Source organism: Eggerthella sp. BIOML-A1 (genome assembly GCF_009875595.1).
Classification (GTDB): domain Bacteria; phylum Actinomycetota; class Coriobacteriia; order Coriobacteriales; family Eggerthellaceae; genus Eggerthella; species Eggerthella lenta.
The window spans coordinates 42,271-63,327 of record NZ_WWRZ01000010.1 but is presented as its reverse complement, the minus strand read 5'-3'; the positions used below and the strand labels follow the sequence as shown (position 1 = coordinate 63,327).

Annotated in this window: 11 protein-coding genes and 1 riboswitch; of the genes, 7 read left to right on the top strand and 4 right to left on the bottom strand. The window is 62.2% G+C overall.

Going from position 1 to position 21,057, the window contains the following annotated elements:
• Window positions 1-184: 184 nt before the first annotated feature.
• Both GT590_RS12955 and GT590_RS12950 read left to right on the top strand, forming a co-directional pair.
• Entirely contained in the window at window positions 185-5,392 is a 5,208-nt protein-coding gene (locus GT590_RS12955; RefSeq protein WP_240133652.1) for an MBG domain-containing protein, read from the top strand.
• A 25-nt stretch (window positions 5,393-5,417) separates the two neighbouring features.
• Complete coding sequence (locus GT590_RS12950) at window positions 5,418-5,978, top strand: hypothetical protein (RefSeq protein ID WP_226844476.1); 561 nt, start codon at window positions 5,418-5,420, stop codon at window positions 5,976-5,978.
• 107 nt (window positions 5,979-6,085) lie between these two features.
• Here GT590_RS12950 and GT590_RS12945 read toward each other — a convergent pair whose 3' ends face one another.
• Both GT590_RS12945 and GT590_RS12940 read right to left on the bottom strand, forming a co-directional pair.
• On the bottom strand, window positions 6,086-6,691 hold the full coding sequence (locus tag GT590_RS12945; protein WP_114526907.1) for an AAA family ATPase: 606 nt from the start codon (window positions 6,689-6,691) through the stop codon (window positions 6,086-6,088).
• Window positions 6,692-6,833: 142 nt separating this feature from the next.
• Window positions 6,834-8,651 carry a flavocytochrome c gene (locus tag GT590_RS12940; protein ID WP_114526898.1) on the bottom strand — a complete coding sequence of 606 codons (1,818 nt, stop codon included), beginning with the start codon at window positions 8,649-8,651 and terminating at the stop codon, window positions 6,834-6,836.
• A 205-nt stretch (window positions 8,652-8,856) separates the two neighbouring features.
• On the opposite strand from GT590_RS12940, the gene GT590_RS12935 reads away from it, so the two are divergent.
• Complete coding sequence (locus tag GT590_RS12935; protein WP_114513546.1) at window positions 8,857-10,338, top strand: response regulator transcription factor; 1,482 nt, start codon at window positions 8,857-8,859, stop codon at window positions 10,336-10,338.
• Window positions 10,339-10,432: 94 nt separating this feature from the next.
• Here GT590_RS12935 and GT590_RS12930 read toward each other — a convergent pair whose 3' ends face one another.
• Window positions 10,433-11,932: a sodium:alanine symporter family protein gene (locus GT590_RS12930; RefSeq protein WP_192925365.1), complete on the bottom strand. Its 1,500-nt coding sequence runs from the start codon at window positions 11,930-11,932 to the stop codon at window positions 10,433-10,435.
• A 134-nt stretch (window positions 11,933-12,066) separates the two neighbouring features.
• A riboswitch (glycine riboswitch) is annotated at window positions 12,067-12,178 on the bottom strand.
• A 245-nt stretch (window positions 12,179-12,423) separates the two neighbouring features.
• On the opposite strand from GT590_RS12930, the gene GT590_RS14770 reads away from it, so the two are divergent.
• Entirely contained in the window at window positions 12,424-15,306 is a 2,883-nt protein-coding gene (locus GT590_RS14770; protein WP_161171148.1) for a collagen binding domain-containing protein, read from the top strand.
• Here GT590_RS14770 and GT590_RS12920 read toward each other — a convergent pair.
• Entirely contained in the window at window positions 15,303-15,746 is a 444-nt protein-coding gene (locus tag GT590_RS12920; protein WP_114526894.1) for a MarR family winged helix-turn-helix transcriptional regulator, read from the bottom strand. The genes GT590_RS14770 and GT590_RS12920 overlap by 4 nt on opposite strands.
• Before the next feature lie 878 nt (window positions 15,747-16,624).
• Here GT590_RS12920 and GT590_RS12915 point away from each other — a divergent pair.
• The 3 genes from GT590_RS12915 to GT590_RS12905 are packed head-to-tail and all read left to right on the top strand — an operon-like array spanning window position 16,625 to window position 20,995.
• Window positions 16,625-19,540, top strand: a complete 2,916-nt coding sequence (locus tag GT590_RS12915) for a molybdopterin-dependent oxidoreductase (protein WP_021410880.1) — start codon at window positions 16,625-16,627, stop codon at window positions 19,538-19,540.
• 1 nt (window position 19,541) lies between these two features.
• Window positions 19,542-20,114, top strand: coding sequence for a 4Fe-4S dicluster domain-containing protein (locus GT590_RS12910; RefSeq protein WP_015759818.1), 573 nt, complete (start codon window positions 19,542-19,544; stop codon window positions 20,112-20,114).
• A 2-nt stretch (window positions 20,115-20,116) separates the two neighbouring features.
• Window positions 20,117-20,995 (top strand): DmsC/YnfH family molybdoenzyme membrane anchor subunit, encoded by an 879-nt coding sequence (locus GT590_RS12905; protein ID WP_035584396.1) that lies wholly within the window; start codon window positions 20,117-20,119, stop codon window positions 20,993-20,995.
• Window positions 20,996-21,057 lie beyond the last annotated feature (62 nt).

Here is a 21,057-nt window from a genome sequence, read left to right as displayed (position 1 = left end):
GTGGTATGTCGGGTCTGTCACCTACCATAAGATAGACGAGTTTTCAGCATATTCGACAACGTATGAGCTCATCGACAAGCGCAGTGCGTCTACGTGCTTGGATCGGGACTGCGAAGCGGTTCGCGACGAACAGCCGATCCTTCCGTAGCTGGCAAAAGTCTGGGTGATAGGTATGTTGGAGAAAATGCTAGATCTTAAAAACACGTTCGAAGGCAAGTTCCTTGCCGTCCTCATGTCTGTGGTGTTGGTCATGTCGATGACGAACATCCTGGCGTTCGCAGGCAACGAAGGTCAGAAGGACGGTTCGAAAACCGAGTCCGTTCCCACCGATCAGGTGGTCGGCGAGTCCGACAAGGAAGCGGTCGGCGAGGCCGTGCAGCATGGCGAGAGCGCTGCGGCCAAGGATGCCGATGCGTCCAAGACGACGCCTTCCCAGCCTCTTGTTTCGACGACGGTCGACGAAGCCGTGGTAACGTTCGAAACTCAGAACGCGTTCGTGTCCGTGAAGGATCAGCTGCTCTCCGGCACGATGCTGACCACCGAACTGCACAAAGAGCTGAGGTTTACAGCAAGCGCCGACACCGGCTTCGAGCTGGGAGCCATCACCGCGAAGAACGCCGCGAACGCCGACGTGCCCGTCACCACCCAGGACGGCGTGTCTAGCATCGCGGCCGAGTATGTCGACAGCACCTTGGTCGTGTCCGTTGTCGCCGCTGCGGTTGTCTCCGATGAGCCCGAAGTTGAAACCACGCCTATCACCAGCGATACCAAGATCGAGCCGGGCGAGGCGGACGAAAAGGGCGAACCCGAAGAGCCGAAATCGGAAGAGCCCGAGACCGATGAGCCTGAAGCCCCCGTTGCCGACGAAGACGTCGTCGAGGTCGAAGCCGACGTGAGCAACCCGGCGTTCGAGGGCTATGCCCAAGCCGGCAACGTGCTGGTGAAGGTAACCGCCGCCGAAGGCGTGCTGCCCGAAGGTGCGACCGTGCAGGCGACGCGGATCGAGCGTCAGGACGTTGTGGACGCCGTGGCCGAGAGAGTGGAGAGCCAGGGCAAGGTGCTCGAGGATGCGATCGCCATTGATGTGACGCTGCTCGACAAAGACGGCAACGAGATCCAGCCCAATGGCGCTCTGAACGTCTGCTTCTTCGACGCGAACGTCGAGGGCGAAGAGGTGGGCGTGTACCGCGTGTCCGACGATGCGTCTCAAGTCGAGACCATCGGCGCCCGCCAAGCCGACCCCGCCGTCCAAAGCTTCGACGTGGATCACTTTACTATTTATGTGGCCACGGGAAGCAATTATGCCAGTACAGGCATCAAGTTGGATTCTTCTTCAATAGAGGTAGGGGAAACGATTAAGGCTCTTGGAGAGCGGAAGTGGAACTCGAAAGGATACTCTTGGACTAGCTCTGACGCATCGGTGGCGAAAGTCGCTTTCTCAAAGGAGAATCGCGCAGACATCGTCGGTGTGAGTCCGGGTGTTGCCACGATTACCTATAGCTACAAGGTGGGCAATCGAACGTATACCGACACCGCCAAAGTGCACGTCGTTCCGTCGGTCGTCAAGCACACGGTATCGTGGTACGTCAATGGCGATGTTTCCAAAAGCACGAAGGTGCGAGACGGGGAGGTGCCCAGCTATGGAGGGACTCCTAATCGTGCAGGCGATTGGCAGTACAAGCAGTTTGTTGGTTGGGCCACAGCTCCCAACTCGAAAAATTATTTGACTGAGGGCGAGCTGCCTGCCGTAACCGAAGATGTGTCGTACTACGCTGTATTCACTTCTCAAGCCTATTTCTATTTCGTTCTTGAGGGGCGTTCGAACACCAGCACGGTTGCCAAGGACTATATGTATGCCGGTGAAGGAACCATGATCGTTCCCGATGGGTTTAATAGTGGCGACCGCTGGTATGACGGGTCAAATTTCAGCATTGCTGATTATATCGTCTCCACTCCTTCCGACGAGGCCATCCGAAATGGTATCAGGGCAGCTTACGCAGATTACTCTCCTGATTGGACGTATACCATAGACTGGACTACGCTGAGCGTTGCGGGTTCGTCGGTCGATTACCGGTATAACACCTTTGATTATGGCAAGTCGATGCATACCGACGGTGCGTTGAGCATCAATAAGGATACGACCATCGGCGTGACATACCTCACGCAAAAACCTGATGGAAGTGTGGTCACCAACTCCACCTCTCATGACAAAAATGTTGCGTTCGGGCTCAATAGCACAGTTAATACGGATGCCCCCTCTTTTGAGACCGATGGGTATACGTACAATTCTCGTGTCAACCATAATGGAGCCAGCTATGTCTTCGACGGCTGGTATCTCGATCAAAGCTATACCACTAAAGCTCCTGACAGCGTTTCCCCGTCATCGTCAGCCTCGTTCTATGCGCGTTATATCGCCAACACGAAGACATTGACGTACCAAGCCAACGGTGGCGCTTTTTCGGATGGTACTATCCAGGACAAAACGGCCGTTCAGCAAGTAGGCGCCCGTGTCTCCTTCATTTCGAATCCCTCGCGAGATGGGTATGTCTTTACGGGATGGAAAGATAAAGATACGGGAGATGTTTATTCTGCCGGTGTTTCCGGCATGACTATGCCGGATCGCGACGTTACGCTTGTCGCGCAATGGCAGGGCGTCATCCCCATCAAGCTTCTCGGCGATGAAGTGAAGAAAACCTACAGTGGAACGAAACAGAGCCATACTGGGTTTACTGTTTCCGGACTTGACATGGGTAGTTATACGGTTTTTGGCGTACAAGCGCTTGCACAGGGCACCGACGTGGGGACGTATAAGGGCACCATAGACTATTCTGGGATGCGCATTGTTGAGAAATCGTCTGGCTCCGACGTTACAAATCAATTCGAAGTGGTTGAAGCTAGCGAGCCTACTTTGATTGTAGAAAAAGCCCCGATTTCGATTGTTACGCCCAATGATTCTAAGCTCTATGATGGCGCTCCGCTGATTGCTACAGAAGGCGCTGAGCTTTCGGGTTTGGTCAATGATGAGACCGCCACCCTTATTGTTGCCGGAAGTCGTACCGATGCCGGAGTTTCCGATAATGCATATCGAATCGATTGGAGTGGCTCGGCTAAAGAGTCGAATTACTTCATTGATGAGGAGACTATCGGCGCGCTCGAGATCCTGCCGCGCCCCATCACCGTGACCGCCAAGGGCGGCGAGAAGCAGTACGACGGCAAGCCGCTGACCGCCGCCGACACCGGCTACGACATCGGCGGCGAGGGCCTGGTCGAGGGCCACGAGGCCGACGTGGCGCTCTCCGGCAGCCAGACCGCCCCGGGCGCCTCGCCCGCCACGGTCGAGTCCGTGGCCGTCAAGGACGGCGACGTCGACGTGGCCAACAACTACGACGTCGCCACCGCCGACGGCAGCCTCAAGGTGACCAACCGCGACGCCAAGTACGAGGTGACCCTCAAGGCCAACTCCTCGACCGGCAACGTCTACGACGGCACCGAGAAGTCCGCCAAGGGCGTCGTGACCGACCGCTTCGTCATCGACGACGTCGAGTACGCGGTCTCCGGCTACGAGACCCAGGACCCGGCCGAGGTCGCCGCGGGCGTCTACACCAACAACGTCTCCGGCGACTTCAAGGTCAAAGACCCCGCCGGCAACGACGTGACCAGCGAGTTCGCGGTCCACACCGAGGACGGCGAGCTCGAGATCCTGCCGCGCGAAGTTACGCTCGCGTCTGGAAGCGCCACCAAGATTTACGACGGAACGGCACTGGAACTTCCCGATGTGACAGTGGGCGGAGACGGTTTCGTCGGTACTGAGGCGAGCGTTCGGGCAACAGGTTCTATCACCGATATCGGTGGTCCGATCGATAACACCATTGTTGTCGAACCTGGCGAAGGGTTTATTGCCGCTAACTACAACGTTGTCTATACGGTTGGCAAGCTGACCGTTACTTCCGCCTCCATCGATCCGGATGATCCGAGCTATACGGGCATCCAGATCAACAATCCGTACGACGTGCAGTACAACGGACAAGAACAGAGGTGGATCCCTTCGGTGTTCGATAGGAACAACCATAAGCTTGTTACGGGTACCGATTACACGGTTTCCTACAGCCAGGACGTCAGGAACGTTGGCGTTGTGACCGTTACCATCACGGGCATCGGCAACTACATGGGTACGGTGGAGCGTGCGTATAACATCACCCCTGCACCTGCCGTTATCAGGGTGAACGATTCTTCGAAGGCTTACGGCGAGGCCGATCCGGGCTTTACGGGAGCGGTCGAGGGCCTGTTTGGCGATGATTTGCTGGGCGACATAGCTTACAGTCGTACGAACATCGATGAAGAGGTTGGCAATTACAGCGATGTGCTGACTGCGACGGTCGGCAACCTGAACGGCAACTACACCTACACCGTCGAGCCGGGCAACTTCTCTATCGTGCCTGCCGGTGGAAACGTCGTTACCATTGACGCGACAGGTTTGACCAAGACCTACGACGGGCAGCCTGTCTCGGTTGTCGCCGAGGCCAGCGTCGACGGCTCCGCGTTGCTATACTCTGTCGACGGTTCCACGTGGTCGGATGCCAATCCCGAGTTCACAAATGCCGGTACATATACGGTGTATGTAAAGGCGACGCATGATGGTTATGAGGAAAGCGCGCCCGTAAGTGCCACTGTTGTCATCAACCCTGCTCCCGTGACCATCGCTGTTGCCGATGCTTCCAAGGTTGCCGGCGCTGACGATCCTGCCTTCAGCGGCACGGTCGAAGGCCTTGTGGCCGAGGGGGATCTGGGCGATATCAACTACGTGCGTCCTGGTGGCGAGGAAGCCGCAGGCGTGTATGTTGGCGCCCTGACGGCGCTCTACACGCAGAACGGGAACTACAGGGTCGCCGTGCTCAACGGCACCTTCACCATCACAGCTGCTCCCGTGACGCCGCCGACCCCGCCGACACCTCCGACCTCGCCGACTCCGACGCCGCTGCCCACGCCGGGCACCGTTCCGCCGGACAGCCCGATAGCGCCCGTCGTCACGCCGATCGTCGATGCGCTGCAGGGTGCGGCCGAGGCGGTCATCGGCGACAACGAGACGCCGCTGGCTGAGCCTCGCGAAACCGAGATCGGCGACAACGATACGCCGCTTGCGAGCCATGACCATGCGTCCTGCTGGGTGCATTGGTACATCATCCTCGGCATCATCGTGACGGCCTTGTACGGAGCTTGCGTGGCGCTGCGTCGCGGGTTGTTCTCGCGCAAGCTGAAGAAGTACGAAGACGGATTGACCGGGGGCGGCGACCCCGCTCCCGGCGCTCCCTCGATCGGCGACGACGCTTCGGCGCCGATAGCGCCGAAGGGCGCTCCTGCGGGTGCGACGTTGGCTGCCGGATTGGGCGAATAGGGGTTTCATCATGAAGAAAAGCAACGTGATAGTATTCGTCCTGCTGGCCTTGGCCTCAGCGTTCTTCCTGTGGCTCTGGTACTTCCTGGGGCTCAACCGGGTGGACGAGCCGCTCGATCTGGTTTTGTCCATCGTGTGGTGGCTGGTCATCGTGGTGGCCATCGCCGTCATCGTGAAGATGGAGCGCACGCGTCGTCAGCGGGTTCGCACCGTGTACGTGGGCGACTGTGCCACGTTCAACAGCGAGCAGGGCTTGGCGACTATCGAAGGCTCTCAGCCGGTGTCCGAGGTGATCGCGGGAATCCTGCAGAGCTTGAAGTACGATTTCTCGCGTGCGGATTTTCCCGATAAGGATCGCTTCGTCGTGAAGTATTTCGTACGCACGAAGCAGTTCGAGGCCGAGGAGAAGCAGGGTTCCGATACGGTCGTAGACTCTGAGCAGGCGTCTGCCGGAGCGGCGAAGCCGCAGATCCAGCAGAAAACGTGGACGGGAGAGGTGTTCATCGTGGAGACGAAGGAAGAGCGTCCCTTCGGCTCGCCCGAAGAATTGGCCCGCATCCTGGCCTCGCTCGAGCAAGCAGCGTAAAGAAGCGGCCCCGGTGACGGGGCCGCTTTCGTCGTTGCAGCTTGTGCTCCACGCCGCTTCTGCGCTGTGCTCTGCGGATGCAGCGATTCGGGACGCGCTCTGGTGCGCTAGCTCTGCCGCGCTTCCACGAACGTTTTGATCACGGAGACCGCTCCCAGCGCGTCCAGGTTGCCGGAGTTGATGCACAAGTCGTAGTTGCGCGCTTGCCCCCAGTTCTCGTCGGTGAAGTAGCGATAGTAGCTGGCGCGGTTCTTGTCCACGCGTGCGATGCGGCTGCGTGCGTCGCACTCGGACAGGTTGTTGCGCCGCATGACGCGCGCGACGCGCGCTTCCATGGGCGCGCTGACGAACAAGCTGACCAGACCCGGGTGGCCTTCCAATACGTAGTCGGCGCAGCGCCCGACGATGACGCACGGCCCCTCGTTGGCGATGGACCTGAGGATGTCCACCTCGGTTTTGTAGATGCGCGAGGCTACCGGGTGCTCGATGTCGGTGCCGCAGAAGAAGCTGTTGGGGTTCAGCAGCAGCGGCCGCATGGGCTTTTCGTCGAAGTCTTCCACCATGTCGCCGCTGAGGCCGCTCTCCTCCGCGATGCGCTTGAGCAGGAGCTTATCGTAGTACGCGATGCCCAGCTCGCTGGCAAGGCGCTCGCCGATCTCGCGGCCGCCGCTTCCATACTCCCTGCTGATGGCGAAAACGAGATGCTGGTCCATGCTGGCCCCTTCCGTGTTCCTGCGAACTCGACGCGATTTCGTTGAGGATATTGTACCTGAAAAAAGGCCGCGCCCGGAGAGAGGGCGCGGCCAGGGAGGGAAGGACCCGAGCGCGATGCGCAAGGTCGCAGGGGTTGGTACGCTATGCCGAGAACGCTGCGGCGTTCTTGCCGGCGATGCGTCCGAACGTGTAGATGTCGGACATCGAGCAGGAGCCCAGGCGGTTCGTGCCCATCTTGTGGCCGGCCACCTCGCCGGCGGCGTACAGGCCGGGAATGGGGGCGTCGGCGTCGTCGAGGACCTGCGCGTCGGTGTTGATATGCAGACCGCCCATGGTGTAGTGCACGGCCGGCTTGTAGGCCATCAGGTAGTAGGGACCGCCCTCGATGGCGTTGAAGTCGCCGCGGAAGTTGAAGTCGGGGTCGTTGCCGTCCTTGCAGTACTGGTTCCACTTCTCCACGGTCTTCGCCAGTTCGGCGGCGTCCACGCCGAAAGGCTCGCACACGGCTTCAAGCGTGTCGCCCTTTACGATGACCTTGCGCGCCTCAAGGTTCTCGTACTCGTCCTCGTGCGTGACCAGCAAACCGGTCTCGTCGGCGTTCGCCTGGTTGAACAGCATGTACGCCTTGCCGTCGGTCTGCTCGACGATGGCGTTGGACAGCACGTCGCGACGGTCCAGCTCCTCGACGAAGCGATCGCCTTCCTTGTTCACCATGATGGCACGGCTTTCGAGGCGCACGTCTCCCACGTACAAGAGCGAACCGGTTTCGGGGTCGCACACGGGGTACGTCTGGATGTACTGCATGTCGATGAGGTTCGCGCCCGCAGCCTCGCCCATGGTGATGCCGTCGCCCGTGGCTCCCACCGAGTCGGTGGACAGGATGGAGTCGTCCATGGCCGGGTTGTACTTCACGCGCATGTCGATGTTCGAGCCGAAGCCGCCGCTTGCCAGCACCACGGCCTTGCACGCGATGGTGGACTCCTTGCCGGTCACCGTGTTCTTCACCTTCACGCCGGTGATGGCGTCGCCGCTTTTCACCAATTCGACGGCGGGGGAGTTCTTTGCCAGCGTCAACGTGTCGATCTCTCCGGCGCGCTTCGTCAGCTTCGTGGTCATCTCGCTGCCGCTGTGCGTGATGGGGATGATGGAGCGCTTCGTGTTGTGGCCGCCGAACTGCATGAGGTCGTGCTTCCACGAGATGCCGCCTTCGAAGGTGAGCCACTGCGAGCTGTCCAGCGCGCCTTCCGCGATGATCTGCACGAGGGCAGGATCGCCTGCGTTGTCGCCGCCTTCCAGCATGTCCTTCGCCAGCGCGTCGGGGCTGTCGGCGATGCCTTCCTGCACCTGGATCCAGTTGCCCGGCGCGGCCATCTCGCCGCCTGACAGCGCGGTGTCGCCGCCGAACACTCCCATCTTCTCCAGCAGCACGACGCTCTTGCCTGCGTTCGCCGCCGTGATGGCCGCCGCGAAGCCGGCACCGCCGCCGCCCACCACCACGACATCGGCCGATGCGGGAAGCTCGGTCTGCGCGGGCGTTGCCTTGTCGCGCTTCCTCCAATCGCTCGACTTCTGGCCGGCCTGGTCGAGCGCGTCGCTTACGGCGCCGATGAATGCCATGCTGGAAAGCGTGGCTCCCGACACGGTGTCCACGTTCAGCGTCTGGTTGTCCACGATCAACTGCGTGAGCTCTTCCATGGCCACGTCGCCCATGCCCGGCGTCTCGCGCGAGTTGAGGACGGTGATGCGGTCCAGGTTGCCGTCGGTGACCATGACCTCCACGTCGAACTGCCCGTGCTTGCCCATGCCCGATCCGATGCCGGCGGAGCTGCCCGATCCTGCGCCGTTCGAGCCTTTTGCATTCGACGAGCCGCTGGGCGCGCATCCCGCCAATGCGAGCGTGCCGCCCAAAGCGGCCACGGCGCCGCCGGTGATGAACTGCCTACGAGAAAAACGTTCCATGATGCTTCCTCCCTTACGTTGCCGACGTCGCGCACCGACGTCGGGTATCCCAGGCGCTTACTCCCTGATCAAGCGCTGTTCCCAGACTATCGTTCTGCGGTCGAGCGACAATTGTCCGTCGGGGTTAAATGCATAACCCGCGGTATAACCCTCTTGCAAGCTGGACTTTCTTGGGTATTATGGGAGGGCGATTGAGGGGAGAAGCGTGACCGAGAAGGCGCAACAAGGGTTCGTCGATCGATGGAAAGCCGTGCTGCTTCGGGTGGCGGCTATTCCCTTCGTGTTTTTCGGCGTGGGGTTCTACCGCGCTTGGCTTGCAACGTTCTTTCGCTACGATGCGTTTCCAACCATATCGGTGTTCGATTACTTTTTGTTCGAAGGGGCGATCGGTATCGTCTCGTTGGCGTTGGCCTTCGCGGCGCGCCGTGTGACGCCGCTGTGGGCGAACCGCAAAGCGGTGCTGGCCACGGGCGCGTGCATGGTGGGCGGATCGGCCCTCATCGTGTTGGCATGCTTCGCGGTACCGTCCCCGGCGTTGAAGGTTGCGGGGCTGCTTGCGGCGGGCGGTGGCCTGGGGTCGCTCATCCTCATGTGGGCCGAGTTCTACGGCTCGCTCAACCCCATGCGGGTGGCGCTGTACCACGCCATGGCCATCTTCGTGGGCGAAGTGGTGAAGTGGCTGTTCATGGGCATGTCGGTGCCGTATCTCGCGTTTTTCTCCATCGTGTTGCCCATCGTGTGCCTGGCGTGCGTGCGTTCGAGCATGACGCGTCTGCCGGAGCGTGATCTGCCTCCTGCCATGAAAGAAGGCGACCCGAAGACCATCCCGTGGAAGCCTATCCTGCTGATGGCGGTATGCACGTTCGCGGGCGGCTTCGGGGCCCTGCCGACGCAGCTGCTGGTGCCGGGCAACGTGCTGGGCGCGATGTTCGTCACGGCGCTCGTGTTTTTCGGCGTGCTGTCCGCATCGCGCTGGTTCAACTTCGACACCATCTACCAGCTGGCTTTTCCGCTGTTCATCGTCGGATTCCTGTTCGTTATGCCCACCTTCGGGTCGAACGCGCAAATCATGGCGCTGTGCTACGACGCGGGCTACACCATGCTTTCCATGTACATCATGATCGTCATGAGCAACATCACGTACCGGTTCGGCGTGAACGCGGTATGGATCAACGGCATCGAGCGAGGCATCCGCTACGTGGTCGAGCTGGTAGGGTGGCTCGCGTTCGCCGGCGCGTCGGCGAACCTGGGCGAGGAGGCCACGTCTATCCTGTACGGCGGCGTGGCAGTTGCCGTGGTGCTGACGTTCGTCGTGATCTTCTTCACCGAGCGCGGGCTGTCGGCGAAATGGGGCGTGGTGCTGAAGGACGACCCGATGGGCAGCGCATCGGCTGAGGGGCGGATGGCCATTCGCGTGTCCGACCTGTCGCGCGCGTACAATCTCAGCCCGCGGGAGGAAGAGGTGCTGCAGCTTATCGCCCAGGGCGACACGGTGGCCGAGATCGAAGAGGTTCTGTACGTGTCGCAGGGCACGGTGAAGGCGCACATCAACCATATTTACCGCAAGTTCAACATCCACAGCAAAAGCGAGCTGTTCGAACTGCTCAACGATGTGGAGAAGCCTGTGCGCAAGGGTCGCCGGTCTTCTTCGTCCGCTTGGGAGGACGAAGAACGGCAAGCAGGATAGGGGCGGAACCGGTTGCGCATGCAAGAACGGCTCCTCGGCGAGGGTTTGCCGAGGAGCCGTTCTCTGCTGTTGCGCGCTTGACGCGCGGAGTAGGTTAGTTGGCCGCGCCCAGGCGGTCGTCCAGCGGGTCGATGGGCGGGATGTCCCAGTTGTCGCCGGGCAGGTGCGGCGCCATCTCGTCTTCGTTGCCGGCAGCGGCCAGGCGGGCGAAGTAGTCCTTCGTCTCCTTCACCACCACGTCGGACAGCGCGATGAGGGCGATCATGTTCGGCAGCGCCATCAGGCCGTTGAAGATGTCGGCGATGGTCCACACGGCGGCCACGGTCATGTAGGGGCCGATGAACACGGCGGCGATGTACAGCCAGCGGTACGTCTTCACGGCTTTCATCGAGCCGTTGCTGAAGTACTCAAGGCAGCGCTCGCCGTAGTAGTCCCAGCCCAGGATAGTGGTGAAGCCGAACAGCACCAGACATGCCATCAGCACGAATGATACCACTTCGCCGGGGATGAAGGGTAGTCCTGCCTGGAACGCGGCGGTGGTGACGGCCGCGCCTTCGAGTCCGGGGATCTGGTACGCGCCCGTCATGACCAGCGCCAGGCCGGTCATCGAGCACACCACGATGGTGTCAAGGAACGTGCCGGTCATGGACACGAGACCCTGGCGCACCGGCTCCTTCGTCTGAGCGGCGGCAGCGGCGATGGGCGCGGAGCCCAGGCCGGCCTCGTTCGAGAAGATGCCGCGCGCGATGCCCTTCTGCATGGCGATGATGATGGCGCCCAGCATGCCGCCCGCAGCCGCCTGCAGGCCGAACGCGCTTTCGAAGATGGTGACGAACGCGCCGGGGATCTTGTCGAGGTTCGTGACGATGAGCAGCACCGAGAGACCCACGTACAGAACCACCATCGCGGGGATCACGCGCTCGGACACCTTCGCGATGCGCTTCAAGCCGCCGATGACCACAAGGCCCACCAGCACGGCCAGCACGATGGAGCCGATGACGGTGAAGATGGAGTAGTCCATGCCAAGGATGCTCACCGTGGCGTTCTTCTCGGGGTCGAAGAACCCGGTGATGGCGCTGGAGATAGAGTTGACCTGCGTGAACGTTCCGATGCCGAACAGGCCCACGCACATGCCGAAGAACGCGAACAGCTTCGCCAGCCAGCGCCACTTCATGCCCATGCCGCGCTCGATGTAGTAGAACGGGCCGCCCAGCACGTGGCCGGTCTTCTTGTCGACGCTGCGGTACTTCACGGCAAGCAGGCCTTCGGAGAATTTCGTCGCCATGCCGAACAGCGCTGCCAGCCACATCCAGAACATCGCGCCGGGGCCGCCGGCGACGATGGCCGTGGCCACGCCGACGATGTTGCCGGTGCCGATGGTGGCTGACAGGGCCGTGCACAGCGCGCCGAAGCTGGTGACTTCGCCTTCGCCGCCGGTTTCGTTCTTGATCATATAGCGCAGCGCGCGCGGCAGCTGCCGGAACTGCACGCCCCGCAGGCGCACGGTGAGCAAAATGCCGCCGAACAAGATCAGCACCATAAGCGGCACGCCCCAGATGAAGTCGTCTATAGCGACGAGCCCATCGTTGATCATACTAAAAAAGCCTTCCACCACGATCCTCCTTCAACCAACTTCGTTCGGGCAACTTCTGCGAAACCCGTGTACGACGTGGCTGTTCTGGAGGATGCGAAGGAAAGCATAGGATCATGCTCGCGCGACAAGCTAGGTAGCTTTGCTCTGTCCTTTTGCCTGAGAGTTTCAGCGGCATCGCGCTTGCGGCGATGCGCCTTGCCCCTTCGGCACCCGATCCGACGATCGGGATTCTCCAGAGGCCCCTTCCGCGCCCTGTCTCGCAAGATCCAGGACGTATCAACGGGGTGACGCTATGAAATTGTGCAGCTGATTGTAACAAGGAATGCATCCGTTGGTAACCCGTTATTTGACTTTTTCGTGCTAAAGGGATTGTTGCGGGACGGTGTCGATGCCGCTACGAGCGGAACACCGTTCGCATGCCTCAGCTGCGGACGGCGACGGTCTCCTTACTGTTGCTGCTATTGCAACATTTTCACACGAGGAGGTCTTCTATGGCTCCCCAGCCAACTGTTCCTACCTGTCCGGTTTCGCGCGCGGGTCGCTTGCGCGCGTTCTTCGTTCTGATAGGGCTGGTCGCCCTCTGTCTTCTGGCGTTCCGCTCGCCGGCGTTCGCCGAGGAAGCCCAGCCCGATCCGTCCGACGACGCGCCTACGCCGCGCGCGGCGATGGACGTGACCGACAAGGTGTCCGTCGACGGCGTCAAGCTGCAGAAGAAATCGGGCGACAGCTGGTTGGACATTCCCGCCGGCACCACGCTGACCAGCGGCGCGTACGTGCGCATCTATATCGACTGGAGCATTCCCGATATGACGGACGTGCATGCGGGCGACACGTTCACGTTCACCGTCAACGGGGATGATCACTTCCTGGCCAGCGATTTCGGCCCGGTGAACCTCGTCGATCCCACGACCCAGAAGGTGATCGGCTCGTACGTGGTCAACGGCAACCGCGATGCGAACGGCAGCATGATCCCCGGTCAGGACATCACTATCGTGACCACGCTTTCCGACGATGGGGCGCAGTTCCCCTCGCTGCACAATGGCTTCTTCTCGCTTGAGGGCTACGTGACGGGCCAAGGCAACGATATCGTGTTCACGGTTAACGGCCAAGCGCTTCCGTCTATCGGCGTCGAACCGCCTACGACGGGCCCGCTGCCCGATACGCCGCTGATGAAGTACGGCTCGCAGGTAGCCGGCCAGAACCAGATCGTGTGGAGCATCGGCGTGAACCTGGACAATATCGTGGACGCGTACGCGAATTATGCCGTGGGCGGTTCCGACCCGTCGCCGCAGCAGCGCAACCTGTTGCTGACCGACGACTTGCAGGGCGGCCAGGCCATCACGTCGGGCGGCGTGACGGTGTACATGCCCGTGGTGGCCACCACCGACGCGGGCGAGGCGCAGACCGAGCAGTACGCGGCCTTTCCCATCACCGACCTGTTCGCGCTGACCGACAAGTCGGCGGCCGACGGCATGACGCAGGACGAGTTCGCGAGCAGCGTGCGCATGGCCGCCGTGCCCACCATCGGCGTGTGGGAGAACCGCGTGGTGTGCATCGGGTTCGGTGACGTGCCCACGGGCGATGGGTCGAGCCCGCTCAACATCAAGAACATCCTGGATGGCCAGGGCGAGGCGGGGCTTTCCTGGCTGCTGGAGGAAAAGGGCGCCACACCTGCTCAGAAAGCCATCATCATGAAGTACTTCAGCGGGTCGGGGCCGAACAAGGGCGACTTCACGTCGTTCATCGTAGAGCTGCGCAGCGACGCGTCCGAAACCGGGCAGTACGAAAACAACGCCACGCTTACCTACGGCGACAGCGGGTCGGAAGCGGCGCCCGGAAGCGCGCATTTCACCGTGATCTCGGGCGGCGTGGAGGTGAAGGACGGCAAGGCCGTTCTGAAGAAGGTGGACGCGGGCAATCCGGACGCCACGCTGCCGGGCGCCGTGTTCAGGTTGGAGAAGATGCAGCCTGACAACACCTGGGCGACGGTTGCGGGTTCCGAGCAGCTGACTACGGATGGAAGCGGGCTGATCACGGTGACGGGGTTGCTGTTGGGCCAGTACCGTTTCGTGGAGATGGTGCCGCCCGTCGGGTATGAGATGACGAGCGAGTCGGTGGAATTCGCCATCACGTCGACCACGCTGAACCATACCGCGAACGTTACGGCCGAGAACAGAAGGGCCCCCGTGCTGGGCAAGGTCGTGCTGACGAAGGTGGACGCGGACGACGAATCTGTGAAGCTCCCGGGCGCCGTGTTCAAGCTGGAAGAGCAGGCGGCGGACGGGTCGTGGGTCGAAGTGCCGGGATACGAGTCGCTTGTCACCGATGGCAGCGGCTTGATCGAGGTGGAACGTCTCGCGATGGGGGCGTACCGCTTCGTGGAGGTTTCGGCTCCCGAGGGCTACGAGTTGGAGACGGCGCCGGTGGAGTTCACGCTGGCCAAGGACGCGCCCGGGTTGGAGGTGGCCGTGACGGCTACGAATACCAAGAGCCCGGTGTTCGGGAAGGCGGTGCTGAAGAAGGTTGACGCCGAGGCTCCCGATGCCGTGCTGCCGGGCGCGACGTTCAAGCTGGAGCAGCGCCTCGCCGACGATTCCTGGGAGATCGTGCCGGACCGCGATGCGCTTGTCACCGACGCCGGCGGCCTGATCGAGGTAGCCGATCTGCCGATGGGCGCGTACCGCTTCGTGGAGCTTTCGGCTCCCGAGGGCTACGAGCTGGGGACGGTGCCGGTGGAGTTCACGCTGGTCGAGGACGCGCCCGGGTTGGAGGTAGCCGTGACGGCTACGAACGTGAAGACTCCTGTGCTGGGCGGCGCGCTGCTCACGAAGGTGGATGCCGACGATGCGACGACGGTGCTTGCCGGAGCGGTGTTCAAGTTGGAGCAGCATCTGTCCGACGGGACGTGGGCCGTGGTCGACGGCTTCGACGCGCTTGCCACGAACGACGAGGGAATCATCGAGGTGCATGGTTTGCCGGTGGGAAGCTACCGCTTCGTAGAGACGGCCGCCCCCGAGGGCTACGTGTTGGATGAGGCGCCGGTTGAGTTCGGAGTGGAAGTGGGCCAGCCGGAGCAGGTCGAACTCACTATGGAGAACGCTCCGGTGCCGCCCGACCCGGTTGACCCGGTGGATCCCAACGATCCCACCGACCCGACCGACCCGGCGAAACCCGTCGACCCTGCCGCGCCGGGCACTCCGTCGACCTCGCAACCGTCGACTCCGAATGCCCCGGACAAGACGTCCTCTGCATCGTCGATCGCCCGCACTGGCGACGCTGTTCCGCTCGCCGTTCTGGGCGCGCTGGGCTCGGTTGCGATAGGCGCGCTCGCCACGGCGCTTTTGGTTGCGCGGCGGCGCGCGGGTCGTCGCTAGCCGTTGTTGGAGTAGTTGTCGGCGTTCTCCTTGAGCTTCGCCAGCACCGCGACGAACGTGTCGAGATCCGCCTGGTCGATGCCCTCGATCAGGCGGTCGGCAGCTTCGACGGTAACCGGCTGGGCGGTTACGACCAGCTCGTGCGCCTTCTCCGTCACCGAGATCGCATGCGCGCGGCGGTCGGACTTGTGCTGGTTGCGCACCACGAGACCCTTGCGCTCGAGCGTGTCGAGGTAGCGGGTGATGGTGGCCTGCTCCTTGCGCGTGCGTTCCGCCAGTTGCTTCTGCGAGAGTTCGCCCGCGCTGTCCAGCTGGTTGATGAGGTTCCATTGGCCCGGCGTGATCTCGTAGGGCTTGAGCGCGGTTTCCAGCGACTTGGCGATGGCGCGCTGTGCGTCGTACACGAGGAATCCGATGAGGCTGTTATGCTGGTTGATCATGCTTGACCTGCTTCTGGCATGCCGCGCGAAGGTGGGGAGGGGCGTGCGGGCGGTCCGCACGCTGCGCTGGCCACGCTGAACGGCGATAGGGACTATAAAGTACCTGCTCAATTAATCACAATTGACCGGAACCCGTCAACTTCTTTGCGTCTCGCGCGTCCAAAAACCACGCCGCCGGTATCTAAGACCGCACTCGCGCTGCCTCTGCTGATGCTGCTCGCGTCTGCATGTCGTTGACGCCGTCATTGACGCCTGCGACTGACGGCGATGGTTGAGCGCAAGCAATCTCGCACGCCGCAGAGCCGTTTCTGCACAAAAAGCCGCGACGTGCGACACCTTGTCGGTTGCCGTATTTCGCGCAGTTTTGGTTGCTTTGAAAAACGCCTGATCGATATTGTAGCGATCTGAGGAGTATTGAAGGCTTCGTCGGCAGGACGGTTGGAAAGCTCTTTTCGAGGCTTCCAGGCGTCGCACGTCGCGGCTTTTTGTGCAGAAACGGCCGGATCGTGTGCATCGGCGTCGTCCCGTGCAGCGCCCCCGGTCCCGGTTCGGTGTGCATAGGGTTCTTGGCAGGTGCAGCAGGTAGAAAACGGCGTGCGTCTTTCTCTCCTGTCGCCTCTCGCAGCATGTTTCACGCGAAACATGCGTACGTTTTTACCTGTTCGCCACGTATAACTCTCGTGGTCGCGACTATTCTTTATAAAGATAGCTTAAAGTCGTTGCACTAATAATATCAGGTAATATAATTAGCACTGCAATTAAAGGGGAACGAGAACGGGGAACTTGCAGTCCGGGGCGCTTTGAAGGGGGATTCTTCGACGCGCGCACCCCTCCGCATCTCCGACCCCTCCATGCAGAGTGAGGCAAAAGGAGGAGAGATGTCACTAAAGATGAGCCGCCGAGGCTTCGTGAAGGCTTCGGCCGTCGCGACCGCTTCGACGCTGCTGCTCGGCGCGTCGGCCACCGCCGCCGCGGCCGACGAGGCAGCGGCCACCAGCACCTCGTCCGACGACGTGAAGATCATCCCGAGCGCGTGCCGCCAGTGCTACGGCCGCTGCGCGTTGTTCGGGCACGTCAAGGACGGGCGCCTCGTGAAGATCGAGGGCAACCCCGACCTGTTCAGCGAAGGCACGCTGTGCGGGCGCTGCTTCGCCATCCCGCAGGAGCTGTACAACCCGCTGCGCGTGCGCTACCCGCAGAAGCGCGTGGGCGAGAAGGGTTCCGGTCAGTGGAAGCGCATCACGTGGGAAGAGGCCTACGAGGAAGCGCGCGACCGCTTCACCAAGATCGGCGAGGAGCACGGTTGGCACACCATCGCGCACCAGTACGGCACGGGCCGCGACATGCTGCAGTTCCAGGCCATCAACAAGCTGTGGCTTGAGCTGGGCTCTACGGCCACGTTCGGCGTGGGCAACCTGTGCTGGGTGGGTTCGTACTTCTCCAGCCAGCGTTTGTACGGCGACGAGACGCAGTACACCGGCTGGGACGGCAACAACACCGACTGCATCCTCATCTGGTGCCGCCAGGAGCGCAGCCGCGGCTACTACGACTGGCTCACCGTCAAGCGCGCGCAGGAGCGCGGCGCGAAGGTCATCTGCGTCGACCCCCGCTTCACCTGCACGGCTTCCAAAGCCGACATCTGGCTGCCCATCCGCCCCGGCTCCGACATGGCGCTGGTGCTGGCCTTCATCAACGAGATCGTCCACTCTGACAAGTGCGCAACCGAATTCGCGCGCATGTACACGAACGCCCCGTTCTTCATCGACGAGAAGGACGCCGACGGCAACGGCACGGGCTACCAACTGCGCGAGTCGTACCTCAAGGAAGACGGCAACGAGGAGCTGTACGCCGCGTGGGACGAGAACAGCGACCAGCTGATCTTCTGGTCCGGCGACTGGCAGAACGCGAAGGGCGTGGGCGGCCCGAAGGCCTTCCAGTGGCTCGACGCCGAGGGCAACATCGTGGCCGACGCGAAGCCCGCGCTGTCCGGCAGCCACGAGATCAACGGCAAGACGTACCGCACCAGCTGGGACATCCTGGTGGAGCACGTCACCCCGTGGACCATCCAGCGCGCCGCCGAGTTCTGCGAGCTTCCCGAGGGCAAGATCAAGGAAGCCATCGACGCCTACATCGACGCCAGCCCGCACGCGTGCTTCACGCGCGGCCAGAAGGTGGAGTTCTCCATCAACACGTCCGGCATCTCGCAGGCGTTCACCATCATGATGGCGCTGGCCGGCAACTTCGACTCGAAGGGCGGCCAGAACATCGGCCGCGAGCCCGCCACCGGCTACGACTCCTTCATGTTCGACGTCGTGCCGAACCAGAAGGGCCGCATGGGGCAGCGCCGCAAGGAAACGGCCATGAACATCAAGAAGCTTTCCGTGTGCCAGAACACCGGCTACCAGGACATCCTCGTGGCCGACGACGCCACCGGCGAGTTGAAGACCACGAAGCAGAACTCCGGTGGCCAGGTCATCTACGGCCAACAGGGCGGCTTCGGCGCAGCCACGACGAAGGCCATGGCGAAGGGCGATCCGTTCCAGATCTACGGTTACTGGCAGCAGACGTCCGAGCCCATCCTCTCCATCGAGGGCGGCCACGAGATCGTCGAAGGCTTCAAGAACCTGGACTTCTTCGTGAACGTGGACCTGTACATGACGCCGTCGGGCGAGCTGGCCGACATCATCCTGCCGGCCGCGCATCCCAACGAAGTGGACCGCGTCGAGTGGGCGCACTCCGGCCACGGCTATCCGACCAGTCACACGTACCTTATCCGCCAGCCGTTCCACGAGCCGCTGGGCGAGTGCCGCGACGACATGGACATCTGCTTCGAGTTCGCGAAGTACATGGATGTGGATATGTACTGGAAGGACAAGTACGAGTTCTTCGACTACATGGTGAAGGGCCCCGAGACGCTTCCGCCCGATCTGAGCTGCGCGAGCTTCGAGGAGTTCCGCGAGCGCATCAGCGTGACCGGTGTGGAGATGGCCACCGTGAAGAACGCGCCGAAGTACGAGACGGGCTTCATGCGCAAGACGAGCGACTTCCGCCCCGGCTTCAACACCATGTACCGCGGCAACAAGATGGGCTCGGTCTACCGCTTCCCCGGCGCGCAAACGCCGGACGGCAAGGTGATCCCGCCGCATCCGCAGTCCGACAACGGCAAGATGGAGCTGTGGAGCGAAGACCTGCTGCTGTACGGAAACGGCGCTCTGCCCATGTACATCGAGCCGCCCATCACGAAGATCTCGCGCCCCGATCTGCTGGACGAGTACCCGTACACGCTGATCACGGGCGGCCGCAGCCACGCGTTCTTCCACACCGAGTACCGCAACAGTCCGTGGATGCGCGAGGTGCACATGTTCCCGACGATGGACATCAACCCCGCCACCGCCGCCGAGCACGGCATCGAGCAGGACGACTGGGTGTACATCGAGACGTACGTCGACCGCATCAAGCAGCGCGCGAACCTCACCGAGGCCATCAAGCCGGGCATGATCCACGTCGAGCACGACTGGTGGTTCCCCGAGCGCGAGGCCACCGACGACCTGCACGGCGCGTTCGACAGCAACTGCAACGTGCTGTTCGAGAACAACGGCCCGTACGATCCCGCGGTGGGCACCGACAACTACGGCGGCCTGTGCAAGGTGTACAAGGCCGACGACGGCGCGCCGAAGAACATCTGCATGAACTCGGAAGACCTCAAGATATTCCTGCCGCTGACCGCCGACCAGCTGGCCGCCGACGACCAGCAGAACGGCGTCACGCAGGTGACGAAGGGGGGTGCGAAGTAACATGACCCGCAACATTATCGACATCGACCTGGACAGCTGCATCGGCTGCCACTCCTGCGCCGTCGTGTGCAAGCAGGAGAACAACGTGGGGCTGGGCACGTTCTACAACAAGGTGCTGACGGTGGGCTCTTCGGGAACCTATCCCGACCTGGAGATGTACTACCTGCCCGTGTCGTGCCAGCATTGCGACAACCCGGAATGCGTCAGCGTGTGCCCCACCGGTGCCAGCTACAAGCGCGACGACGGCGTGGTGCTGGTGGATCACAGCAAGTGCATCGGCTGCCAGTACTGCGTCATGGCCTGCCCCTACGGCGTGCGCGCGTACGACACCGGCAAGGACAAGGGCGTTATCGAAAAGTGCACGATGTGCGCGCACCTCATCGACAAGGGCGAGAAGCCGGCGTGCGTGAAGCACTGCCCGGGCCAGGCCCGCAAGTTCGGCGACCTGGACGACCCCCAGTCCGATGTGTCGAAGCTGCGCGCCGCAAAGAAGACGTACAAGCTGAAGGACGTGGGGAACCATCCGGGCGTGGACTACGCCATGGACAAGTGCGCCTGGAAGGGAGATGAGTAACCATGGAAATCCAGTGGCCACTTCTGATTTTCAGCGTGCTGTTGGGTGTCACCTCGGGCTCGTTCGTGTTCCTGGCCGTGGGCGAGCTGCGCGGCAAGTTCCGCGAAGTGCGGTTCTCGGGCGCGCTGATCGCGCTCATCTGCCTGGCCGTGGGCGGCTGCGTGTCGGTGCTGCACATGGGGCACCCGGAGCGCGCGACGCATTTGCTGGGCAACCTGGGATCCGGGCTGTCGAAGGAGCTGTTCGTCGTCGCCATCATGGGCATCATCGCGTTGGTGTACCTGGTGCTGGCGAAGAAGGACTACCCTGGCGTGTCGAAGGTGTTCGGCGTGCTGGGAGGCATCGTGGGCCTGGTGCTGCCGTTCGTGGCGGGGTCGTCGTACCTGATCGCGGCTCGTCCTGCGTGGGATAGCATCGCGCTTCCCCTGATGTTCTTGGGCGCCGGCCTGGCTTTGGGCATGACGCTGATGGCCGGCCTTGTGCTGCTGCGCGGCAAGGCCGCCGAAGAGGGCGGCTTCGCGCTGAAGCTGGCGCTGGCGGGCGTCGTCATCATGGCGGTGACCACGGTGGCGTACGTGGTGTGGATCGCCATCGCTCCGTACCAGGCGCCGACGCGTTCCATCGATCGTCTGATCTCGGGCGATTTGGCCGTGATGTTCTGGGCGGGCGTCGTGGTGATCGGCATCGTGGTCCCGGTTGCGCTGGCCGTGCTGGCCTGTGTGCAGGCGACGAAGGGAGCGGGCGGCACCGGTTCGGTCGCGCCGAAGCAGCTGGCCATGTACCTGTTCGGAGCGTGCGCCTGCACCGCCATCGGCGCTGTGGTGATCCGCATCATCATGTACGCCGTGGGCACCAGCGTGGAGCAGTTCATCTACCACTGATACGGTTGGGGGCGCGCGGCCTGGTGCGGCGCGTCCCCCTCATCCACCTTCCCCCGTGCCTG